The organism is Kitasatospora sp. NPDC091207, from assembly GCF_044768625.1.
Lineage (GTDB): Bacteria > Actinomycetota > Actinomycetes > Streptomycetales > Streptomycetaceae > Kitasatospora.
The window spans coordinates 26933-51664 of record NZ_JBIVVS010000017.1; the positions used below are offsets into that span (position 1 = coordinate 26933).

The window sequence follows — 24732 nt, forward strand, 5'->3', positions numbered from 1 at the left end:
GCGAAGGAGGTCGTCACCGAGTCGGCGGGGGCGGCGGCGAAGAAGGCGGCGAAGGAGGTCGTCACCGAGTCGGCGGGGGCGGCGGCGAAGAAGGCGGCGAAGGAGGTCGTCACCGAGTCGGCGGGGGCGGCGGCGAAGAAGGCGGCCAAGGAGGCCGCCGCCACGACGGCCGAGAAGGCGGCGGAGAAGACGGCGAAGGAGGCCGCCGCCACGACGGCCGAGAAGGCCGCCGAGAAGGCCGCCAAGGAGGCCGCCGCCACGTCGGCCGAGAAGGCGGCGGAGAAGACGGCGAAGGAGGCCGCCGCCACGACGGCCGAGAAGGCCGCCGAGAAGGCCGCCAAGGAAGCCGCCACCACGTCGGCCGAGAAGGCGGCGGAGAAGGCCGCCAAGGAGGCCGCCGAGCACACCCTCTCGAAGGCACAGGCCAAGGCGTTCACCCGCGACCTCGGCAGCCTGATGGAGGCGGCCACCGAGCAGCTCCAGCACGGCTTCGGGAAGACCGGGAAGGGCACGCTCTCCGAGATCTTCGTCGATGAGATGGAGAAGGTCTTCACGAAGCACCTCGGCCAGGTCGTCGGGGGCAAGGAGGCCGCCGGGGTGCTGGGGCGCGAGTTCGGCCAGGCCTTCGCCTCGCACTGGGGTGGCAACGTGGAGGCGCGTGCCGGGTTGAAGGGTGCGCTGGAGGCGGTCTTCTCGCACGAGGCCGCGGACAAGCTCTCCAGCCGCGAGGTCAGGGAGCTGCTGACCGAGCACCTGCCGAAGCTCGTCGAGAACATGCCGACCGGGAACAGGATGCACTCCCTCGGGGTGGCCATCGGCGGGTACATCAAGAGCGGTGTGCAGAACGTGCTCACCGAGGGGACCTACAACCTCACCTTCGGGGAGAACCACGAGTTCACCGTCACGGGCGGGAGCTTCGTCGGCGGCATGATGACCGGGATGATGGGTCACGTCATGCACCTCGGTGCCGCGCCCCTGATGCAGAAGTACAGCCGCTGGGTCCAGGACACCCAGCGGCAGGCCGTGGATGACGGGGCGAGCAAGTACTTCCCGCTGTACCACCCGATCAACTTCGCGGCCCTGGCCTGCCTGGCGTCCGGCAAGGTCGTCCCGTACCCGGTGCCCCGGATGGGCCACCCGGACGCCTTCAACTTCGCCAAGCTCCACGGCGCCTCGCTGGAGGACTACGCGAACGCCATCAGCCACGTCTCGGGGGTGAAGAACACCTCCCCCGAGGCGGACGCCGAGGTCGCGGTGTTGATGCAGTCGATGCTGCACTACACGGACTTCCTCGCGCACGAGCGTGCCGAACACGAGCCGTTGGGCCTGGCCGCCCTGCACTTCCTGGGCGAGGGACTCGACGGTGCGGGCGCCCACGCCGTACCCCCGGCGGCGAAGCCGCCGCGGACCTCCGGCGGGGACGAGCACGTGCCGCCGGCCACCGGCCGGTCCGACGAGCCGACGAAGCCCCCGGCCCAGAACCGCGCCGACGGGCCGGCCGCACCGGTCAAGGTCCAGTCGCAGGAGGACACCTCGGTCGGGCCGAAGCACGACGCCCCGAAGCAGGACGCCCCGAAGCAGGGCGCGCCGAAGCAGGACGCCCCGAACAACGGCACGCCCGGCAGGCCGACGCCGCGGGCCACCCAGTCCGCCACCGACCTGCCGCCGGTCCAGCACCGGACGGAGGCGTCGAACGAGCACACCCCGCCGCGGACGCAGGCGACGCCGACCGCCACGGCGTCGACCACCGCCGGGCACCAGGACGTGAGCCGTCCGGCACCCGTTCCCACCGCCTCGTCCGACCGCACCGCCCCGGTCCCCCCGCCGCCGCACGCGCCGACCCCGCGTCCCCCGGGCGACCCCGATGCCAACGGGCGCCACCCTGCGCAGGAGCCGCTGCCCACCGAGGGGCCGCTGCGAGCCGGGCCCGCGCGGCAGACCGAGAACATCGCGTCGATCCTGATGGGTCAGGAGCCCACCCGGGACCGCCGCACCCCGGGTGACGAGCCGCCACTGCCGACGCCGCCCCGGACGCCGGACGAGCTGACGCCGCTGACGCGACGCATGCCCACCGAGTCCGCCGACCAGTCGGCCGCGACGCCGGTCCTCGTGCCGGTCGACCACACCCCCGCTCCCGGGGACACCCCCGCCCCGCTGACGCCCACCGTCATCCCGCCGCACGCCGGCGAGGGGCAGAACGTGGTGCCCGTGCCGCCCGGCTCGTACCTGGCGGCGGACTACACCACGGCGGACGTCCACCGTCCCGCCGGGGCCCAGGACACCGCTGCGGCACGGCCGTTCGAGGCCCGGCGCGGCACCCTGCCGGACGGCACCCGGGCGACCGAGCTCGTGCTGCGGACCCACCTGGACACCGCGGGGCTGCCCGCGCGGTCCGACCGTGCCGTGGAGGCCCTGCGCACGAGGGCCGGGGCCGCGCTGGCCGACGCCTACAACACCGGCCACCGGTTGCCGGACGGCAGCGTGCTCCGGGTCCGGGTCGAGTTCGTCGCCACGCCCGAAGCCGCCCACCACACCGTCAAGCTGCACGCCGGCACCGTCCGCCAGGACGGCGCCAACTGGGGCCTGCGGGTGAGCCGCGAGGTGCTGGCCCACGAGCTCGGCCACGCCCTCGGCCTGCGGGACGCGCACCGGGAGGTCCACGGGGAGAGCGTCCTCGGCGGGCGCCGCGGCGTGCCGGGCCCGGTCGTGCGCGGCCTGCGCGAGGTGGGCGCCGCCGTCGACGGCGCGTTCGCCCCGCCGGCCGGGCCGGAGGGCGGTGCCCCGGCGCCGCGCCCCGGCATCGCGCCACAGGTCCGTGACGCCTCGCTGTACGGGCCGGAGGGCCGGATCGGCCGTCCGCTGACTGCCGAGCTGCGGGCGGCCGACCCGACCATGCAGTACGAGCAGAACCCCAACCACACTCTGCGCCAGCAGGCGGACGACGGAATGACGGACGTGACGTTCTTCCCGGCGCACTGGACGGCGGACGAGGCCGTGTACGCGGCCGAGCAGGCACATCTCGACGCGGTGTCCCGCGGCCTGCAGCCGACCGACCGCCGCTGGGCGGGCGTGTACGCGGGGGTGCGGATCCTGGGGAGCCAGGAGGACGGCCTGATCACCTCCTTCCGCCCCTCGACCGACCAGAACGGGTTGACCGCCCCGGCGTACGCGCCGAACCGGCCCGGGACCGCCCGAGCCGGCGGGCCCGAACGCATGGCCGAGTACGGCGACCGGCGGACCATGACCGGCGTCCACCACGGCGTCGACTACGCGGTGGGGAACAGGCTCGGTGTCCAGACCGCCCCGGTGGACACGGCGACCATGAACGCCAACCGCACCGGGCGCGGCGAGGTCTGGTTCCTGGACCCGGCCCTGCCGTCGGACTCGCCCCTGGCCGTGTTCCCCAGCCGCTGGCACCGGCCGGCCGACGCCCCGGCGCCGATGCGCTACCCGGACGGCTGGACGGCCGTGCAGACCGGATACGCGGCGTACGAGGCGGCCAACGGTCCTACCCGGCAGGTGGTGCTGGCCGACGGCCGGACGGTGCACTGGGTCGGCGAGGCCTACGGCGTCCGGATCGAGGGGATCAGCCGGGACGGCCAGATCCTCACCCACCGGCCGACCGACACGCAGCCGGACCCGCACGTGCCGCACACCATGGGCGTGGCCGCCCTCCCGGATCCGGTGCCCGGCAGCCTGCGTGAGCCCGGCGTGGTCCGTCCGGACCAGCCGCTGCCCCCGACCACGGACGCCATGACGGCGCTGCTGCCCCGCCTGCGGGAGTCCTTCACCGCCGAGGCCTGGGACAAGCCGCACCGGGGGCTTCCGCCGGAGTGGACGGCCGAGGAGGCCCGGTACGCGGCCGAACAGGTCGCGCGGTCCACAGAGGGCGGCCGCCCGGACCTCCTGGCGACCGCCGCGGTGAGCCCGCCGGTCCGCCTGCGGACCTTCGCGGGCGTCGAGATCGGTGTTCGGGTCGAGAACGGCCGGATCACCGACTTCTGGGGCACCCGCACGGGTGACGGATCCGCGCAGCACACCGTGGAACCCGGCCCGCGCCGCGTCCTCGGCACCGCCGAGGTCCGCCCGCCGGAGGACGCCTTCGAACAGCGGCTGTCGGGCCGCCGCTGGCAGTCCTTCGAGGCCACGCGCGTCGAACTCCCCGACGGGGACACCCAGACCGTGCTGACGCTGCGGCTGTACCTGGACACCTCGGGGCTGGAGTCCTCGGCCGGAGGGGGTCTGGACGAGCCCACCCGTACCGGGTTGGCCGAGCTGCGGGACAGGGCGAGTCGCGGGGTCGGCGAGCAGTTCAACCGGGCCCAGCGACTTCCGAACGGTGATCTGCTGCACGTGCGGATGGAGTTCGTGGACAGCCCGGAGGAGGCCCACCACACCGCTGTCATCCACCGCACCTACGACCGGGAGTCCCTGAGCGACTGGAGCCTGGCGACCGACGAGCTGACGCTCGCCCACGAGCTCGGACACGCCATGGGCCTGCCCGACGAGTACCGCGAGGCCCGGTTCGGCCCGCGGCCCGTGTACGAGGACGGCTCGCTCATGGCCTCCAACCACCTGGACAGGTTCGGCCTGTTCCTGTCGGACCAGGACCACGATGGCCGGTCCGTCGACCAGCGGGTCCCGCTCGGCCTGCCGCCGCGCTACCTCCGGGACCTCGGCGCCGTCGTCGACTCGGCGCTCCACGTGCCGATCCGTCCGGATGCCCGAGACGCGGTGCCGCTCCGGGCCGGCTTCGACGAGGCGGCCCGCCGCACGGCCCTCCACGGCGACGGAGGCGCCACCGGCGGCCACCTGTACCCGGGGCCCGCCTCGGACCGGCCCCGCCCGGAGCGGGTGGGACCGGTCAACCGCAACGGCACCTTCGTGGTCGACCTTCCGGGCGCCGAGCCGAGGGCCACCAGCAGCGCGGCCGGCGATCTCGCGGCCGGGTCCCGCCCCCGGCGGCGGACGATGTTCCCCGAGCACTGGTCGGCGGACGACGCCGTCTACGCGGCCGAGCAGGCCTACCACACGGCCCGCCGCACCGGCCGGGTCACCGAGAACGGTGCCTCCTACCACTGGGTCGGCGAGTACGGCGGCGTGCGGATCGAGGGCGAGGTGACGAACGGTCACTTCACCTCCTTCCGGCCGTCCGAGGACCAGGCCGGCCTGGTCACCCCGACCCACGAGCCGATGCGGCCCGCGAACCGGCTCTTCGGCCTGGGGGCGGAGGCGCACGGCTGGTTCGGTGACCGGCAGACCCTCACCGGCGTCCACCACGTACCGGCCCCGCCGGCCGCACCCGCCCCGCCGGCCCCGTCGTCCGCCCAGGCCCACGGCATCGAGGTGCGCAGGGTCGGGGAGGTCAACGAGAACGGCACCTACCAGGCCCAGGTCTGGTTCCTGGACCCCACCGTGTCCCCCGGCGCCCCGCTGGCGAACTTCGACTCGCGCTGGCACCGCCGGCCCGACGGGACCGCGCACACGATGTACCCCACGGCCTGGGACCGGGGCCGTGTCCTGGCCGCCGTCGACGCCGCGCACGCGGCGTCGATCGGCCCCCGGCCCCGTCCCGGCTCGACCGAGCACTGGGTGGGCGAGGCGGACGGTGTCCGGATCGAGGGGATCACCCGGAACGGGATCCACCTGGTCCACCGGCCGACCGTCGAGCAGCCGCTCACCCACTGGAGCCAGGAGCACGTGGTCGCGCTGTCCGCGTCGGCCCGGGTGGAGACCGGCCCCGGCGGCCACGAGGTGACCGTCCGGCACGCCCGGTTCGACAGCGGGCAGGAGGGTGTCGAACTCACGGCCAGGGTCCACCTGAGCTTCGAGGCGGGCACCGACCCCGCGCGCGTCCACAGGGTCCGGCGGGACTTGGAGCGGGCGGCCGACGCCTACGCGCGCGCCCAGAACACCGCCGGCGGAACGCCGGTGCGGCTGATCGTCGAGTTCGCCGCCGACGCCGACGGTGCCCACAGCAGCACGGTGATCCGCAGGGACGCCGACACGGACGTCCTCGACCTGCGGAGGTTCCTGCCCGAGCTGGTCGATGCCCCCGGCCGCCCCTTCCCGGAGCTCGCCCGCTCGCTCGGCGACGACGCCCCGAGGGCCGGCTGGACCGCCGGCCCGGGTGCCACGCGCCCGCGTCCGGTGGCGCCCCCGCTGCAGGAGCCCGGCACGCCCGGGACGGGTGAACGCCCCGCGACCGTCAGCCGGATGGCGGAATCGGAAGCGATGCTCAGCATGGGCTTCGTCCAGCCGCTTCCGGAGACCGTAGGCCGAGGTCTGCCCTCCGCGTGGACGCGGACCGAGGGCATGGCCGCGGCGGCCCAGGTGATGGGGAGCGGGAGCCGGCGGTCGGACCTGGCCAACCCGGCCCGGCTGATCCACGAGGGTTCGTTCCACGGGGTCAGAATGGAGGTCTGGACCGAGAGCGGCCGGGTCGTGGACTTCCGCGGTCTGCCCGGCCAGACGTTCCCGCCCCAGCACACCCTCCCGGTCCCCGAGCCGACGCAGGCGCCCCAGGCCCCCCGGCACCCGGGCGACACGGCGGGCGAGTTCTCCTCGTCCTCGTCCTCCTCGTCCTCCTCGTCCTCGGAGTCGCCCGGCGTCTCGTCTCCGCTGGGCCATCAGCGCGCCACCGGGCTGGCGCCGGGCCACACCGCGGTCGAGGTCACCCTGGGCGGTGAAGGCGCCGCGCAGCGGCGGGTCCAGCTGCGGCGCGGGGTCCTGGCCGACGGCGAGGACGCCACCGTCCTCGTCCTGCGCACCCACCTGGACCGCTCGGCCCTGCGGACGCACGACGCGGAGGGCGAGCCGATCGACCGGACGGCCGCGCTGAACGCGCTGGAGGACCGGGTCAGGGCGGGTGCCGCGCAGTTCAACACCGGCCACCGGCTGCCCGACGGAAGCCTGCTGCGGGTGCGGGTGGAGTTCGTCGAGAACGCGGACACCGCCCACCGCACGGTGCGGCTGCACGACGACAGCGTCCGGCAGAACGACCGGAACTGGCATCTGGGCATCTCCCAGGAGCAGTTGGTCCGCCAGCTGGGCCGGGCCGTGGACCTGCCGTTCGAGGTGCACACCGGCGGCGGGTCGGGCCGTATCGTCCCGGTGCTGGCGCCGGAACGGCTGCGCGCGCTCGGCCGCGTCGCGGACGACGCGTCGGGCGGGACCTTCCAGAGCGACTCGCTGCCCCTGCCGCCCAGGGCGGTGTTCGAGCAGGCGGTACGCGACCGTGCGCTGACCGGTGACGCCGGGGGGCCGGGCCACCTGCCGGCGGGCCTCGGCCCGGAGGCGACCGGCGCGGACCGGGTGCTGGGGCGTCACGCCAACGGCACCGTGCTGGTCCGGACGGCGGAGGGCGAGGTGAGCACCCTGTTCCCGGCCCACTGGACGGCCGAGCGTGCCGTGTACGCGGCCGAGCAGGCGTATCTGCACGCCCGCCGCACGGGTGGGGTCGTGGACGACGGGAGAGGTGTCCGCCACTGGCAGGGCGAGTACGACGGCGTCCGGATCGAGGGCGAGCTGGCGGGCGCGGGCAGTACGGGCACGTTCGTCGCATTCCGTCCGTCCACCGGACAGCAGGACCTGACGACGACCGGGTCCGGCCCCGACCGGTCCCCCCACGCCGGCGCCCTGCCGGGCGGGGGGCGCCGGGGGGTGCGGCTTCCGGAAGCTCCGGATACGAACGAGCTCGGAACTCGTCGGGCGAATGTCCTCGAACTCGACCGGGCCGTGGAGCCCGGGGCCCCGTTGGCCCGTTTCCCGTCGCGTTGGCGCCCCTCCCGGGAGGGCCATCTGCTCTACCCCGAGGGCTGGACGCCCGGGCAGGCCGGCCGCGTGGCCGCCACGGCCGAGGCCGGCCCCGACGCCATCCACGTTCCCCTGGGGGGCGGCCGCGAGCGCTGGTTCGGTGCCTTCGGCGAGATGCCGATCGCCGGGATCTCCCAGGGCGACCGGATCGTGGCGCACGGACCGGCCGAGATGGAGCCCGACGCCAACCCGCACTGGAGGCAGACCCGCACGCTCTTCCGGTCGTCCGAGCGGGCGGTTCAGCTCGACGCCGCCCTGGAGGCGGGCGCCCGCTGGGCCCTCTTCGACAACGGCCAGGAAGTGCACCAGCTCACGCTCAGGGTCCTGCTGCGGCCGGCCGACGGGATGACGCCCGGGCAGGTCCAGCACGTCCGGGAGCAGCTGGCCCGCGCGGCCGACCAGCACTTCGAGGAGTACCGCGGCCACACGGACCCCGACGATCCCACCGGAGACCGGCGCCTGGCGCTGTCACTGCATTTCACCGAGGACCCGCGGGACGCCGACTGGACCATGGCCGTCCGCCCCGGGGACGGGGCCAACCTCACCGGCCACCTGCCGACGGCGCTCCACCCGGACCGGGCCGCCGACCTGGTCGACGCCGTGTCCGAGGCCACCCGTGCCGCGCGACGCGACATGGACCCCGAGTACGCGCCCCTGCTCCGCCTGCGCGACCCCGCCGACAACCACGGGGCGACGCTCGACGCCGTCGACGTGCCGCCCCCGGCCCAGGATCCGGCGCGGATCCGGCGCGCGTTCGACCCGGCCGCCTGGGAGCACGGCGGCTTCGGCCTGCCGCCGCAGTGGTCCCACGGTGAGGCCCGGTACGCCGCCCACCAGGTCTTCCAGGAACTGGGGGCCCAGGGCCGGGGCCGTCCGGAACCCGAGATCCTCACCGGCGAGTTCGCCGGTGTCGGCATCAAGCTGCTGGTCGAGCGCGGGGAGATCACGAACTTCTGGGCCGCGCCCGGCCAGCGCCTCGGCGACCAGGCCTCGGCGGCCCCGGCACCGGCACCCGTGCGGGTGCTGGCCACGGCGGAGGTCCGTCCGCCCGCCGACCCGTTCCTCGCCGGCCTCCGGGCCCAGTCCGTCCAGGCCTACGAGGCCCAGCGGGTGGCGACGTCCGACGGCGACACCAGGACCGTCCTGACCGTCCGGATCCATCCGCGGGCGGTCGACCTGGGCACGAGCCCGACCGAGACGGCGCGCAACCTCGACCGGATGCAGCTCACCGCGGAGAGGGGCGTCCAGGAGGTCTTCAACCACGGCCAGCGGCTGCCCAACGGAGATCTGCTGGAGGTCGCGGTCCAGTTCGTCGCCCACGAGGAGGAGGCCCACCACGTCGTCAACGTCCGGCTCGACCAGCCGCAGGAGAGCGCGCGCAACTGGGGCGTGCACTCCGCGCCGCGGACGGTCGGCCACGAGATCGGCCACCTGCTCGGCCTCGGGGACGAGTACCGGCGCGCGGAGGCCGGGCCCCGGCCCGTCTACCCGGAGGGCGGCCTGATGACCGCTCCCACCCTCGACCAGCGCGGCCGGGTCTGGTACGACGCGGACCGCCCCCTCATGGAGGCGGAGCGGACCGCCAACCCCGCCGTGGCGCTGCGGCCGCACAACCTGGACGAGCTGGGCGCGGTGCTCGACGGGCTGCTCGGGACCGCCCCCCGGCAGTCCCAGCGCGGCGAACTCCCGGCTCGGGCGTCCTTCGACGAGGACACCCGGCGGGCCGCGCTCCACGACGGACAGGCCGGCCGGGGCGGGCACCTGACCCCGCCGGCGGGCTCCGAGCGGCCCCGGCCGGAGCCGTTGCCCGGGTCCCTCAACCGCAACGGCACCTATCTGGTGGCCGACGGCGAGGTGCTCGGCGACCGGTTGGCGGACGCCCCGGACGCGCGCCGCGACTCCCGGTCGCTGCGGATGATGTTCCCCGAGCACTGGACGGCCGACGACGCGGTGTACGCGGCGAAGCAGGCCTACCTGGACGCCCGTCGGACCGACGGCGTCACCGAGACCGGCCCCGTCTCGTACCGCTGGACCGGCGAGTACGCCGGGGTGCGCATCGAGGGCGAGATCCGGGGCGGCGAGTTCACCTCGTTCCGGCCCTCGCTCGACCAGCACGGGCTCGACACGCCGCCCTGGCTGGCGCCCAGGGAGGCGCAGGCCTTCGGCCACCGGGTCGAGGACCTGGCCCGCTACGGCGACCGGCACACCCTCGCCGGCGTCCACCACGAGAGGCCGGGGACGGCGCCCGCCGATCACGGCCTGCGGATCGGCCCGCCGCAGCCGGAGAACCCCAACGGCACCTACCGGGCGACCGTCTGGTACCTGGACCCGACGGTCTCGCCGCACGCGCCGCTGAGCGACTTCCCGACCCGGGAGCACCGCCGCGCCGACCAGCCGAGCCAGATGTTCTACCCCCGGGAGTGGGGGCCCGAGCAGCTCCTCGACCAGGTGGAGCGGGCCTTCGGCGCCAGGCTGCACGAGACGCGGCTGCCGGACGGGAGCCTGCACTGGATCGGGACGTCCCGGGGCGTCCGGATCGAGGGCATCGTCCGCGACGGCCAGCACCTCGCCCACCGGCCGACCAGCTGGCAGCCGTTCCGCAACAGTGACCGCGCCGGGGTGCTGGAAACCCTCGTGCGGCACCCGCTGCAGCAGGACGGCGACCACACCGGCGTCACCTTCCGCCGCGACCTGCTCGGCAACGGCGCGCTGCGCACCGAGCTGGTCGTCCAGGTGCGGGCCGGCGACGCGACGCCCGAGCGGCGCGCCGAGCTCCAGGCGGTCGCGGACCGGTACGTCCGGGAGTCACTGGAGCCCGGCGACCCCGCGGTCCGGGTGAGGCTCGACTTCGTGGAGCCCGGGGACGTCACCCCGGGGCTCCCGCCGCTGTCGCCGACCGTCGACTTCATCTTCGAGCCGAACCTCCGCTCGCGACTGTGGAACCTCCGCGGGCTCGTCACGGAGCTCGACGCCGCCCACCCGGTCACCTGGGAGCACCGCACCGTCGGGGACGACGCCCCGCCGGCGGCGCCGCTGCGCCCGCCGGTGACCCCCGGCACCGGCGAGCGCCCGGACACCGTGAGCCGCCTGGAGGCCGGCGAGGACGTGGTGCCGGCCGACGCGCCGGCCTTCGCGGCCGGCCTGGCCGCCGACGCGGGCCGCGGCCTGCCCCCGGAGTGGACGGCCGCGGAACGGCGCCACGCGGCGCGCAGGGTCGCGGCGCAGGCCGACCTCCCCCCGGGCACGACGGACGTGGCCGTGGGGCGCTTCGCCGGCGCCGAGCTCCGGGTCGAGCTGACGAACGGTGAGATCACCGACTTCCACGGGACGCCGGACCAGGAGTTCGCGCCCCAGCGCCAGCCCCGCCCCCGGGCGGAGCGGCCGGACCTGCAGATGCTGCACGCGCCGACGCCGGTCCAGCAGCCCGAGCCGACGCCGGCCCCGGTCGCGCACACCGCTCCCGAACCCGCCCCCTCGCTGCACCTGGACCTGGACGGCCTCTGGCACCGGCCGAGGCACGACGACGGCAGCCCGGCCGGGCTGCTGCGCCCGGAACACCGACCGCTGCGCCCGGAGCCGGTGGTGGAGCACAACGGGACGGTACGGGTCCACGACTGGTCGCTGTCGCCGCACGTCGAGGAGGGTTCGCCGCTCGCCCACTTCCCGTCGAGCTGGCTCCGGTCGGAGAACGCCCCGGGGCACGTCTACTACCCGAGGGACTGGACGGCCGACACGGCCCTCGCGCACGCGCGCGCCGCGTCGCGGCTGCCGCTGCGGGAGACGCCACTGGCGGACGGCCGCACGCACTGGGTCGGCGAGTCCGGCGGCGTGCGGATCGAGGGGACCAGGGACGCGGCCGGGACCCTGCTCACGCACCGCCCGACGCCGGACCAGCCGCACGCGCCCTACCGGGCGTGGAGCGAGGACGGTGTGGTCCACCGCTCGGACAACCAGGGGACCGACCGGCGGGGCCGGCTGGGGATCGAGTCGGTCCGGCGGGTGCTGTTCGACAGCGGACAGGAGGGCTTCGAGGCCGTCACCCGGGTGCACGTGCGCGTGCCGGAGGGGACCGCGCCGGAGGTGCTGGCGCGCCGCCAGGACTACGTCCGCCGGTTCATCGTGGGCTTCGTCGACCTGATCGAGCGGCGCGAGGTGGGCCTCCCGGGCCTGGTCCGGGTGGACGTGCGGTTCACCGACGACCCCGCGGCGGCCTCGTTCCAGGTCGACATGCCGACCGCCCGGCACGCGGACTCCACGAAGCTGGTGCCGCCGTTCCTGCGCGGCGTCAACACCCAGGGCATGGAGCGGGCGGAGCGCCGCCTCGAAGCCGTCGCGCCGCGGCTGGACGAGGCGGCCCACGCCCTGGTCCTGCCCCCGGCCGAGCGGCACCCCGGGTACCTGCTGGAGCGGCCCGCGGCGGTCGAGGTCCCGCCGGGGGCCCACCGGGTGGCGGGCGCCGAGGACGCGTTCCCGCACTGGCCCACCCGGGACCTCTCCGACCGGGCGGGCCGCGGCCTGCCCGAGACCTGGACGGTCGAGCAGACCCGGTACGCGGCCGACCGGATCATGGCCGACGCCGCGCGCCGGGGCGAACTCCCGGCCGGCACGGGGACGGTGTTCCACCGCGGCGAGTTCGCCGGGCAGCGGATCGAGATCCGGCTGGAGGACGGCCGGATCACCGACTTCTGGGCCCAGGCCGCCCCGGTCCGGGTCGTCCCGCTGCACGACGCCCAGCTCCAGTTGGAGAGCACCCAGCGCCACCAGGGCTTCGACATCCACCGCAACGACCTGCCGGGCGGTGACCGCGAGACCCTGCTGACGATCCGGGTGACCCTGGACGTGGCGGACGTCGACCTGTCGCTCGCGGGATCCGCCCAGCGGCTGGAGGACCTGCGGCAGCGGGCGCACGACGGCGTCGACCGCCTGTTCAACCAGGGCCAGCGGCTGCCCGACGGCGACCGGCTGCGCGTGCGGCTGCAGTTCGTCGACCCCGACGACGACCCCCATGTGACGGTCGAGGTGCGCACCGACTCCATCCGGGAGGACAACCTCACCTGGGCGCTGGACACCACCGAGACGACCATCATCCACGAACTGGGGCACCAGCTCGGTCTGCCCGACGAGTACCGCGACGCCGAGCACGGGGCGCGTGCGGTGTACCCGGACGGCGGTCTGATGGGCGGGACGTACCGGGACCCGTCCGGCCGCGTGCAGGTCGAACAGGACAACCCGTTCGGCGGCGACAGCGAGAACCGGGAACGCTTCCTGCAGCCGCGCAACCTGCGCCAGCTCGGGACCGTCATCGACGGCGCCTGGCACGCGGACGGCCGGTCGAACGCCGACCGGTTCGGCTCCGACGGCCTGCCGCGCCGGGCGCTGTTCCGCCTGGAGACGCGCCAGGAGGCCCTGTCCGGCCTCCGGCCGGGAGAGACCGGCCACCTCGCACCGCGACCGGGCGGCGCGCAGCAGCGGCCGGAGCCGGTCCCGGGCTCGGAGAACCTCAACGGCACCTACCGGGCGCGGATCCGCACCACGGTCGGCCTGGGGGACGAGTCCTTCGAGGCACCGCGACGTGCCTCGGACGACAACACGCCCGGCCGGTCCCGCCTGACCCGGATGATGTTCCCGGAGCACTGGACGACCGAGCAGACGGTGTACGCGGCCGAGCAGGCCTACCTCGACGCCCGCCGCAACGGCGGGATCCGCGAGAGCGGCCTCGGCCACCGGTGGACCGGCCAGTACGGCGGCGTCCGGATCGAGGGCGAGCTGCAGGGCTCGTCGTTCGTCTCGTTCCGCCCGGCGGACGACCAGCGCGGGCTGGAGACGCCCGACTACCTGCCGCACCGGCGGACCGACCAGCCGTTCGACCAGCGGATCGCCGACCTGACCCTGTACGGGGACCGGCAGACCATGGACGGCGCCCACCACCGGCCGACCGAGGTGTCCGCCCGCCGGTACGGCGTCGAGGTCGACGACCGGGTGGAGACCAACGGCAACGGCACCTACCGGGCGGCGGTCTGGTTCCTCGACCCGACGGTGGAAGCGGGCTCCCCGGAGGCCGAACTGCCGTCCCACTGGTACCGGCGCGCGGACCGGGCGACCCACACCTTCTACCCCGACACCTGGCTGACCTCCCGGGTCGAGCAGGCGGTGAACGAGGCCCACCGGGACGCGACCGTCGAGCGGCTGCCGGACGGCCGGACCGAGCGCTGGGTCGGCCTGGCGCACATCCCCGGGGAGGCGCTGCCCCTGCAGATCGAGGGGCTCACCCGGGACGGCCGGCACCTGGCCCACCGCCCGACGGCGCACCAGCCGGAGCAGGCGCACCCGGAGTGGCGTCACGACGCCGTGGCGGCGCGGTCGGCCGAGCGGCGCACGACCGTCGCCCCCGACAGCGACATTCCGGTGACGATCCGTCATGTCCGCTTCGAGAGCGGCCAGCTGGGCATCGAGCTGTCCGCCGCCGTCCACCTGCGCACCGAGGGCTCGACCCCCGAGGAGCGGGCCCGGTACCGGACCGAGGTGCAGGAGGCGCTGGACGCGCACCTCGACAGCCTGTCCACCGGGGACGAACCGCTGGTCCGGCTCCGGGTGGTGTTCACCGACGACCCGGCCGGGGCCCACTCCAGCCTGCGCGTCCCGCACGACGACGACATCGACGTCCAGGCGCTGCTGCCCCGCCTCATCGAGGCGGCGGACGGGGACATCCCCGGCTACATCCGCGACCTCGCCGACGAGGCGCCGGCCACCGGCTGGCGGCTGCACCCCTCCGCCGCGGCCGACCCGCTGCGCGAGCCCGGCACGCCCGGGACGGCCGAGCGCCCGCCCACCACCGACCAGTTGCGGGCCCTCCGGAGCGACGTCGACGCGTCCTTCGGTCCCTCCGCCCTCCTGCACGCGGACCCGGCCCTGCCCGCGGGCTGGTCCCGGGAGCTGGGCCGGTACGCCGCCCACCACGTGCGCGCCAACCAGCCGGGCGTGCCGGACCCGCAGCAGCCGGGCGTCACGACCCACAGCGGCCGGGTCGGGGGTGAGTGGTTCGTGGTGCGCGCCGTGGACGGGCTCATCGACCAGTACCGGCACGATCCCGACGGCGAGACGCCGCCCGGGACACCGCACCCGGATTCCTCGGACGTCGAGATGACCGAGGCGTCGCCCTCCCACAGCCACCGGCCGGGCGGCCAGGGTGCCGGGGCCTCCGGCAGTGGCGGCCAGCACCAGCAGGCCCACTTCGGCCAGGACGTCGACGAGTCGATGCCCCTCGCGGCCGGCCAGGACGACATCGACATGGCGGACGCCGCGCAGCAGTCCGCCGAGAACCAGCTGCAGGCCCTTCTCCTCGGCGACCTGGGTGACCTGGGTGGCGCCGGCACCCTGGACACCACCGGCCTCGGCACCCTGGACGCCAACGTTCTCCACGCCCTCGAGGACGCCGCCGACTTCGACTTCTTCGGTCTCGACCTCGGCACCAACAACCTCGGCGCCTTCGACCTCGCCGACTTCGACTTCCTCGGCCCCAACCCGGCCGGCGCCGCACCGGAGTCCTCGTTGCAGGCGGGCTACCTGACGGCCCGCCTGGGGAGGCCGGAGAACGTGCCCGAGTCGGGCGTCTTCTCGGCCAGTGCCCTGCGTTCCTTCGAGGCGCGGCGTGGCCTCCTGCCGGACGGGGAGCGGGCCACCGAGCTCGTCCTGCGCGTCGGCGTCGACACCTCGCGGCTCGCCCAGGACCCGGCCGTCATCACGGCGACGGTGCGCGACCTCGCCCAGCGCGCCCAGCAAGGCGTCGACGAGGTCTACAACGTCGGCCACCGGCTGCCCGGCGGCGACCGGCTGATCGTCCGCGTCGAGGTCGCCCCCGCCGACGGAGTGGTGGACCACACCGTCGTGCTCCACCCCGGGCCCGTCCCGGGCGGCGACGACATGCTGGAGTGGCGGCACGACCTCCCGGGCCAGTCGATCGCCCACGAACTGGGCCACTGGCTGGGCCTTCCGGACGAGTACCGCCGGGTCGACCGCTTCAACTGGGCCCGGCACACCGACGGCCGGCTGATGGCCGCCCAGTACCTGGACGAGTTCGGCCGCTTCGGCATCGACGTCGACGCCGGTATCCCCAACGACGGCGGCCGGGCCACCGCGGCCCTGGCGCCGCGCCACCTGCGCGAGCTCAACACGGCCGTGGACGGTGCGCTCGGCCGGTGGCCGGCCGGGACCACCGCCGTCGGCGACCTCCCGGCCCGGGCCGCCTTCGACCTGGCGGCCCGCCGCTCCGCCCTGTACGGCGACGCCCAGCAGCCCGGCGGCCATCTGCTGCCGCCGCCCGGCTCCGAGCGGGTCCGCCCGACCCGGACCGTCGGGACGCACGACAACGGCACCCTGGTCGTCGAGTACCCGGCGGCCGCGGGCCGGCCTCGCGGCGACCTCTCCGGCATGGCCGGAGACCTCGCCGTCTCCGTCTCCGCCGCCGCCGCCGCACAGCCCCGCCGCCGCACCCTCTTCCCGGAGCACTGGACGGAGGAGGACGCGGTCTACGCGGCCGAGCAGGCCTACCTGGACGCCCGCCGCACCAACCGCGTCGTCGCCCTGGACGGGACCCCGGGCACCTACGGCCCCGAGCGGGCCACCCACCGTTGGACCGGTGAGTACGCGGGCGTCCGGATCGAGGGCGAGGTGCGGACCGCCCGCAGCGAGCCGGGGCGCGAGTTCCTCTCCTTCCGTCCCTCGGAGGACCAGACCGGTCTGGTGCCCGGCCCCCTCGTGCCCGCCCCGCCGATGCGGCCGGGGCCCTTCGGCCAGCGGGCCGAGGACGTCGTCCGGTACGGCGACCGCCAGACGCTGACCGGCCTCCACCACGAGCTGACCGACATCGCCACCGGGCACACGCCGCAGGAGCTGCTGCGCCGTCACGGGGTGCGGCTCGTGGACGCCGGTCCGGCCGAGCACAACGGGACGTACCGGGCCGTGGCCCACTTCCTCGACCCCCGGGTCCGGGTGGGCTCGCCGATGGCGGAGTTCGAGTCCCGCTGGCAGCGCTCGGCCGACACGGCCGAACGCACGATGTACCCGCGGAGCTGGGAGTCCGAGCAGGTGCTCCGCCGGGTGGTCGCCGCGCACGCCAACGCCTTCAACCGGGTGACGCTGCCGGACGGCCGGACCGTCCACTGGGTCGGCGAGTCCCACGGCGTCCGCATCGAGGGGCTGATCCGCGACGGCCGTCACCTGGCCCACCGGCCCACCGCCGACCAGCCGGCGCCCGCCCTGCGCCGCTGGGACGACCACCACGTCGTCGGCCACGCCGAACCGGCCCCGCTGCAGGTCGGCGGCCGCCCGGTGGTGGCGCGGCGGGTGTTCTTCGACAGCGGCCAGCACGGCCTCGAAGTGACCCTCCGCCTGCACCTCGAACCCACCGCCGGCATGACGCACGAGCAGCTCCAGCAGGCCCGGCACCGCCTGGTCGACCTGGCCGACCGGCACGCCTTCGAGCGGCTCGACGCCGCGGCCCAGCGTCCGGACGGCAACCGGGAGATGCTCGTCCGGCTGCGGCTGGAGTTCACCGACGACCCGGCCGACGCCTACACCACGGTGCCGGTCGACCCCGCCCTCACGACCCCGCCGGCCGCCTTCCTCGGGGGCCTGGGGATCGTCGGCGGCCGGGACGCCTTCCTCACCGAGGCCGGCCGGCTCGTCCGGGAGGCACACCCGCTCACCACGGTGCTGGCCGAGGCCTTCCCGTTGCACGGCCCCACCGATCTGCGCGAGCCGGGCCCGCTGCGGCCCGGTGAGCAGCCGCCCGCGGTGGTGCCGCTGGTCGGCGGCGCCGAACTCCGGCCCCGCCTCACCGAAGCCCTGCACCAGACGCTCGCCCACCCGGAGTGGACCGCCACGTCGGCCGGGCTGCCGCGCGAGTGGAACGCCGCCGACGCCGGACACGTGGCCGTGCGGGTGCTGGAGCAGTTGTCCCCGCCGGCCGGGCACGGTGTCCCCGACGGGGTGCACCGGGGCGAGTACGCCGGTGTCAGGCTCGACGTCCGGGTGGAGAACGGCCTGATCGCCGATGTCAGGGGCGAGCCGGGCCAGACCTTCCCGCCCCAGCTCGACGTGCCCGTGCCGCTCCCCGGCGAGCACGGTGGTCTTCCCCACCTGCCGCTGAGCGCGGCGGAGGCCGCCGCCGCGCGGCCCCGGCTGGTCCCGGTCCCGGGGGACGGCCTCTGCCTGCTGCGCGCGGTCGCGGCCACGGCCCCGAACACCGTGCACAACGCGCTCGCCCAGCGGGGCAGGACGGTCGCCGCCGACGCGACGCCCGACCTCCTCGCCGAGAGCCTGCGGGCCACCGTCGGCGACTACCTGGACCGGACGCCGGCCGCGGCGCTGTCGCCCGGGATCGTGGCCGGATCGCGCCTGTTCCTCGTGGGGGGCACCCAGGTGCCCGACCACCTGGTGGCCCCGTACGCCGACTTCGTCGGGACCCAGCCGCGCGGCACCGCCGCCCACTTCCAGGAGTTCCTCCAGTCGGACCAGGTCCGGGTGACGGAGGCGGAGGCCGCCACCCTGCGCGAAACCGTCCGGCAGTGGGACACCCGGTGGGCCGGCGACAGCGGCGAGATGCTCCCGCCCGCGCTGGCCCAGGCCCTCGGGGTCCGCCTGCGCGTGCTGAACCACGACGGGTCCGAGCGCAACAGCTTCGGGCCGCTGGACGGCACCCCGGTGACCGTCTACCACAACGGGGTCGACCACTACGACGGCAGCGCCGCCACCGCTCACGAGCTGACCACCGGACGGGCCGAGGAGACCCTCGGGCTCTTCGACGTCGACGGGTACGGGCCCGGCTGGCAGGCGCTCGTGATCGGCGGCGAACCGCCGTTGATCGCACCGGACCCGGTCCGGTCCGGCCCGCCGGTGGTGATCGAGCACAACGCGGTCCGCCGGGTGCACGACTGGACGCCCCTGCCGGGCATCGACCAGGCCTCGTCGCTGACCCGGTTCCCGTCCCGCAACCAGCGGGACGCGAACGCGCCGGGCCACGCGTACTACCCGGAGAGCTGGAGCAGGTTCGACATCACCGCCCACGTGCTGGAGGCGTCCGTCAACCCGCTCAGGTCGACGCCGTCCGCCGACGGCCGGAGCCTGCACTGGGTCGGCGAGGCGGCCGGTGTGCGGATCGAGGGCGTCAGCGCCCCCGACGGGACGGTGCGGTACCACCGGCCGGCCGATCACCAGCCGCACAGCCGGTACGACTCCTGGGACGACTCCGGAGTGGTCGCGCGCGGCACCCGGACCACCGCCCTGATCGGCGGCGACGCCGCCGGCGGGGGACACCCGGTGGGCGTGCAGCGGGTCCTGTTCGGCAGCGGCCAGGAAGGCGTCGAACTCACCGTCACGGTGCACCTGGAGGGCGCCGCGGGGATGTCGGACCGGGATCTTTCGGCGGCCCGGCAGAACCTGCGGAGCCTCTTCGACCGGCGGGTCGACCGCTCGGTGGAGGCCGGCCAGGACCGGATCCGTCCGGGGGCCGACGACTTCATGGCGAGCCTGTGGGCGGACCTGCCCGGGCTGGAGGCCGACGCCCGTCTGCACCAGGTGCGGCTGAGGTTCACCGACCGGCCGAACGAGGCCGCCGTGCCGGTGCGGATCGGCCCGGACGGGCCGCGGCTCGAAGGGCCGCTGGCCGTCGTCGTCGAAACCCTGGACGTCCGGGGGCCCCGCGAGCTGACCCTGGACCTCGCCGACTCCCTGGTCCTGCCCCCGCTGGACCGGGCAGCGGTCCTGCCGGGGTCCGCCCCGGCCGGCGCACCACGCCTCGTGGCCGGACACTCGGACGCCCCCGCGGACCGGTTCGACGTCACGGCGCCGGACGCGGGCCGCCACCTACCGCAGGAGTGGACGGCCGGGGAGCGCAGGTTCGCCGCGCACTGGATCACCCAGAACCGGCCCGGCCGGGCGGTGGGCGACGACGGCCTCTTCCTGGCGGCGCCGGTGGTCCACCGGGGCGAGTTCGCCGGTGTCCGGCTCAACGTCCGGACGGAGAACGGCCTCATCACCGACTTCTGGGGTGAGGCGCACCAGCGGTCCGGAGCGGCGACGGGCAGGCCGGAGCCGGCCGAGACGCGGGTACTCGCACAGGCGACGCTGCGGCCGCCGCAGAACGACCCGCTGCGCCAGGGCATGGACGGCCAGCACTTCCAGGCCTACCGGGCGCGACGGGTCGAACTGGCCGACGGCGACACCCGGACGGTGCTCTCCGTGGCGGTGCACCTGGACACCACGGGGCTGGACACCGCCGACCCCGGGGTGAAGCAGCGGCTGACGGAGCTCCGGCGGCGCGCGCTGGAAGGCGTCGACGACGCGTACAACCTCGGTCAGCGACTGCCCAACGGCGACCAGTTGCGGGTCGAGCTCACGTTCAGCGACAGCCGCGAGAACGCGGACCACACGGTGGCGGTCGCGGGCCGGGAGATCCGGCCGCACATGGCGCTCTGGCACCTGGGCCTGGAGTCGAACGTGATCGCCCACGAGCTCGGCCATGTGCTCGGGCTCGCGGACGAGTACCGGGCGTCCGGGCGCGTCCGGCGCGAGACGGCCTACACCGACGGCTATCTGATGTCGGCCCAGCAGCAGGACCCCTCGGGACGCTACCTGCTGGACGAGGCGAACCCCTTCGGCGGTACCACCACGTACGACAGCACCCAGGTGCTGGCCCCGCGCAACCTGCGCGCGATCGGCGCGGTGGTCGACCGGCACCTGCGGCCGGTCGCCGACCCGCCCGGTGCGCCGCGGCCGGACGGCACCCAGCCCCCGGCGGGTGCCCAGGGCGCGTCCGGTGCCCAGCCCCCGGCCGGGCGCCTGCCGAGGCGTGCCCGGTTCACGGCCGGGACGATCGAGCACGCCCTCTACGGGCCGGACCGCGGCGGCGGCCACCTCGCCCCGCCGCCCGGTGCGCCGGGGCCCCGCCCCGAACCGCTGCCGGGCGGGCAGCACCGGAACGGCACGTACACCGTCGAGGGCCCGGCCGAGCGGTGGCGGATGGGGAGCGCCGGCCGGGCCGGCGACGTCGACCTCCCGCCCCGGACCACGGCGGTTCCGCCGCCCCCCGGGGCGATGGACGACTCCGTGCTCCCGCCCCGCACCAGGCCGACGCGGACCATGTTCCCGAGCCACTGGACGGCGGAGGAGGCGGTGTACGCGGCCGAGCAGGCGTACCTGCACGCGCGCCGCACCAACGCGGTCACCCTGCGTCCGGACGACTTCGGGCCGGCCGTGTACCACTGGACCGGCGAGTACGCCGGGGTGCGGATCGAAGGCGAGCTGAGGGGAGGGGACCGCCTCGGCGCGGTGACGGGCGAGAACTTCCTGTCGTTCCGGCCCGCCGCCGACCAAGGGGGACTGGAGGCGCCCGCCTACCTGCCGTGGCGTTCCGCCGCCCCGCGTGAGTTCAGTTACCGGGTGGAGGAGTTCGGCCGCTACGGGGACCGGCAGACACTGACCGGCGCGCACCACTTCCCGGCCGCCGGCTCCGGCCGTGAACGCGGCCTGGTCCGGGGCGACCGGCTGACGGAGAACCCCAACGGCACCTACCAGGCGCACCTCTGGTTCCTGGACCCGCGGGTCGACCCGCGCTCGCCGATGGCGGAGCTGCCGACCCGTTGGCAGCGGCGCCCCGATGGCCAGCCGCACACCTTCTACCCCGAGGCGTGGACGCCCTCCGTCCTGCACGACCGGGTGAGGGACGCCTACTGGAACCGCTTCCACACCGAGACCCGGGCGGACGGAACCACCCACTGGACGGGGCTCGCCGACGGCGTGCTGATCGAGGGCCTCGTCCGGGACGGACAGCACCTGGCGCACCGCCCGGTCGCCGAGCAGCCCCTGGCGACGTGGCACACGCGGTGGCCCGCCGAGGGCGCGCCGCAGTCGAACGGCCGGATGGAGATGCAGCTGCCCGACGGCGACGGACTCCCCGGCGGGAACCGTCCGCCGCTCCGGGGAACGGTCGAGTGGGTCACCTTCGACACCGTGCAGATGGGCGTCGAACTGACGGTCAGGGTGCACCTGGCCGCCCCCCCGAACACGTCCCCGCAGCAGGTGGAGGCGTACCGGGCGGCCGTGCAGCAGACCGTGGACGCCGGGGTCGGCGGCCTGGCGCCGGGCGGCACGCTGACCCGGCTGAGGATCGAGTTCACCGGCACACCGGACGGGGCCCACTCCTCCGTACAGCTCCACCAGCCGGTCGGGCTCGACACTCTCGTGCCCGAGCTGTTCGCCCGCTCCGGCGGAGACCTGTCCGGGTACATCCGCCGGGTCGGCGGCGTCGACCTCCCGGCCGGCACCGACCCGCTGAGGGAGCCCGGCGTGCCGGGCACCGGTGACCGCCCGGCGACGGTGAACCGGGCCGTGCTGCCGGACGGGACGGCGGACCTCGCGCCCGTGCTGCCCGCCGAGGCCGGGCGCGGCCTTCCCCGCGAGTGGTCGCAGGAGGACCGTCGCTACGCGGCGCGCCTGCTCACCACCTCCACACCCGCGCGGCCCACGGGGGAGGTCGTCCCCGGGGCGCCGGCCCCGGTCGTCCACCGCGGGACGTACCTCGGCGTGCGGCTGAACGTGCGGGTGGAGAACGGCGTCATCACCGACATCTGGGGCGACCCGGGTCAGACTCTCGGAAGCCCCTTGTCCCGGACGGTGACCCCGCGGGAACGTGAGCCCTACCTGGTGGTCGGTTCGTTCGTGGACCTGGACGCCAACGGGCTGTTCACCGGCGGCGACCGGTCCTTCACGGCGCAGCGGTTCGAACTGCCGGACGGCGGAACCGAGACCGAGGCCACCGTGCGAATCCACCTCGACACCTCACTGCTGAGGCCGGACGACCCGAACACCGCCGGACACCTGGAGCAGCTGCGCGGCCGGGCGGCCCACGGCGTTCAGGAGATCTACAACACCGGCCACCGGCTGGCCAACGGTGACCGGCTGCGGGTCGCGGTGGTCTTCACCGACGATCCGGCCACGGCGAATCACAGCGTCGTCGTCCATCCCGGCGGCGCGCAGCTCGGCGTGCGCAGCTGGAACCTGTCCAGCAGCGCGCACGAACTCGCCCACGAGATCGGCCAGGCCGTCTTCCACACCGACCGGCCCGGGCTGCTCCCCGACGGTGCCGACCCGGCCGGAGCCCTGACGGTCAGTCACGTCAGCAGCCTGGGTGCGGCGATCGACCGGGCCTACGGGGTCGTGGGCCGGACACCGGCCACCGGCACCGACCCGGCCGGTCTGCCGCCGCGGGCCGGCTTCCACCAGGCGGAGCGCAACGGCGGGCCGGACGGCAGCGGCGGACACCTGCACCCGTCGCCCCTCGCGACGCACGTCCCCGGTGGGCGGAACCGCAACGGCACCTACCAGACCGTCGAGCCGGTGACGGCTCGGCCGGAAGACGTCATCATGGCCGGCCAGCTCGGGTTGGCACCGCTCACCGAGATCCGGCGGACCATGTTCCCCGCCCACTGGACGGCCGAGCAGGCGGCGTACGCGGCCGACCAGGCGTACCTGCAGGCGCGCCGCGCCGGCGTGCTCACGCCGGACCCGCTGAACCCCGGGCGCCCCGGCCTGACCAAGTGGGAAGGGATGGACGGGTACAGCTGGGTGGGCGAGTACGGCGGCGTGCGGATCGAGGGCGACCTGTGGAACGGGACGCTCGTCGAGTTCCGGCCGTCCCCCGACCAGACGGGGCTGGACGCGCCCGCCTACATGCCGCTGCCTCCGGCCACCCCCCAGGCCGGCGGAGCGGGCGACGTCGACATGACGGCCGCTCTGCCCCACCAGGACGCGGACGGGGACACGGCGATGGACGAGTTCCTCGACCTGGACGCCTTGCTGGGTGGCGCCGCCAACGGCGGGACCCAGTGGCTGCCCGGACCCGGCGGACCGGCCGGGCCGGGGGACGGAGCCGGAGGCGGTCACACGTTCCAGTTCGTCAACACGGACCAGGGCAGCCGGACGTCGACCGGACCGGACACCCAGGTGTTCGTACCGGCCGGCGACGGGACGGCCCCACCCCGCCCCATCGCCAGGGTCCGGACCAGTTCGTCGTCCGCGTCGTCCCTGTCGTCGGAAGGCTCCGTAGGGACGGAGCCGCCCCTGCACACGCCCCCGCACACCGAGACGACCAGCTCCGGGGGAGCCGAGCGGGACGGACTCTCCGTCCTGCACGCGGTCATCGCCGGCGCCCCCGAGCTGTTCCGGGAACCGCTCGGCGACCAGGCGGCGGGCCCGTTCCACGGCCGGACCGCGGCCGAGCTGCGGGATGTCGTCGACCGACGCCTGCGTGACGATCCCGAACTGGCGCGTGAGGCCTACGGGATCTACGAGCGCTGGGCGAGGCGGCTCGACGTGCAGCCCGGCCCGTGGAACGAGGTCCACGGGGAACTGCTCACCGCGGTGGAGCACTGGGCCGAGCGCGGCCGGAGCGATGCCGGCGACCTGCTCGCCTCCATCACCGCGCACGCGCTCGGTGTGCGCATCGAGGTGCTGGACAGGTGGCGCACCCCCGGCAGCAGGGAGCCGATGATCGCTCTCGGTCCCGAGGACGGTCACGTCGTGGTGGTCGAGCGCCACGGGCCCGGTGACTTCACCCATGCCGACACCGCGCTGACCGAGCAGCGGCCGAGGTCCGACGCCGATTCCGATTCCGGGGCTCCGTCCTCGCGCCGGGTGGAGCAGGAGCAGGAGCAGGAGCGGACTGCGCAGCGTCAGAGTGAGGAGGCTCGGCGTCAGCAGGAGCAGCGGGATCGTGAGGCTGAGGAGGAGGCTCGGCGTCAGCAGGAGCAGCGGGATCGTGAGGCTGAGGAGGAGGCTCGGCGTCAGCAGGAGCAGCGGGATCGTGAGGCTGAGGAGGAGGCTCGGCGTCAGCAGGAGCAGCGGGATCGTGAGGCCGAGGAG

Annotated in this window: 1 protein-coding gene; it reads left to right on the forward strand. The window is 75.4% G+C overall.

The features are described from left to right. Positions 1-24732: EndoU domain-containing protein (locus ACIQTO_RS25430; protein WP_402392212.1), on the forward strand; the 24732-nt coding region annotated here is incomplete at both ends.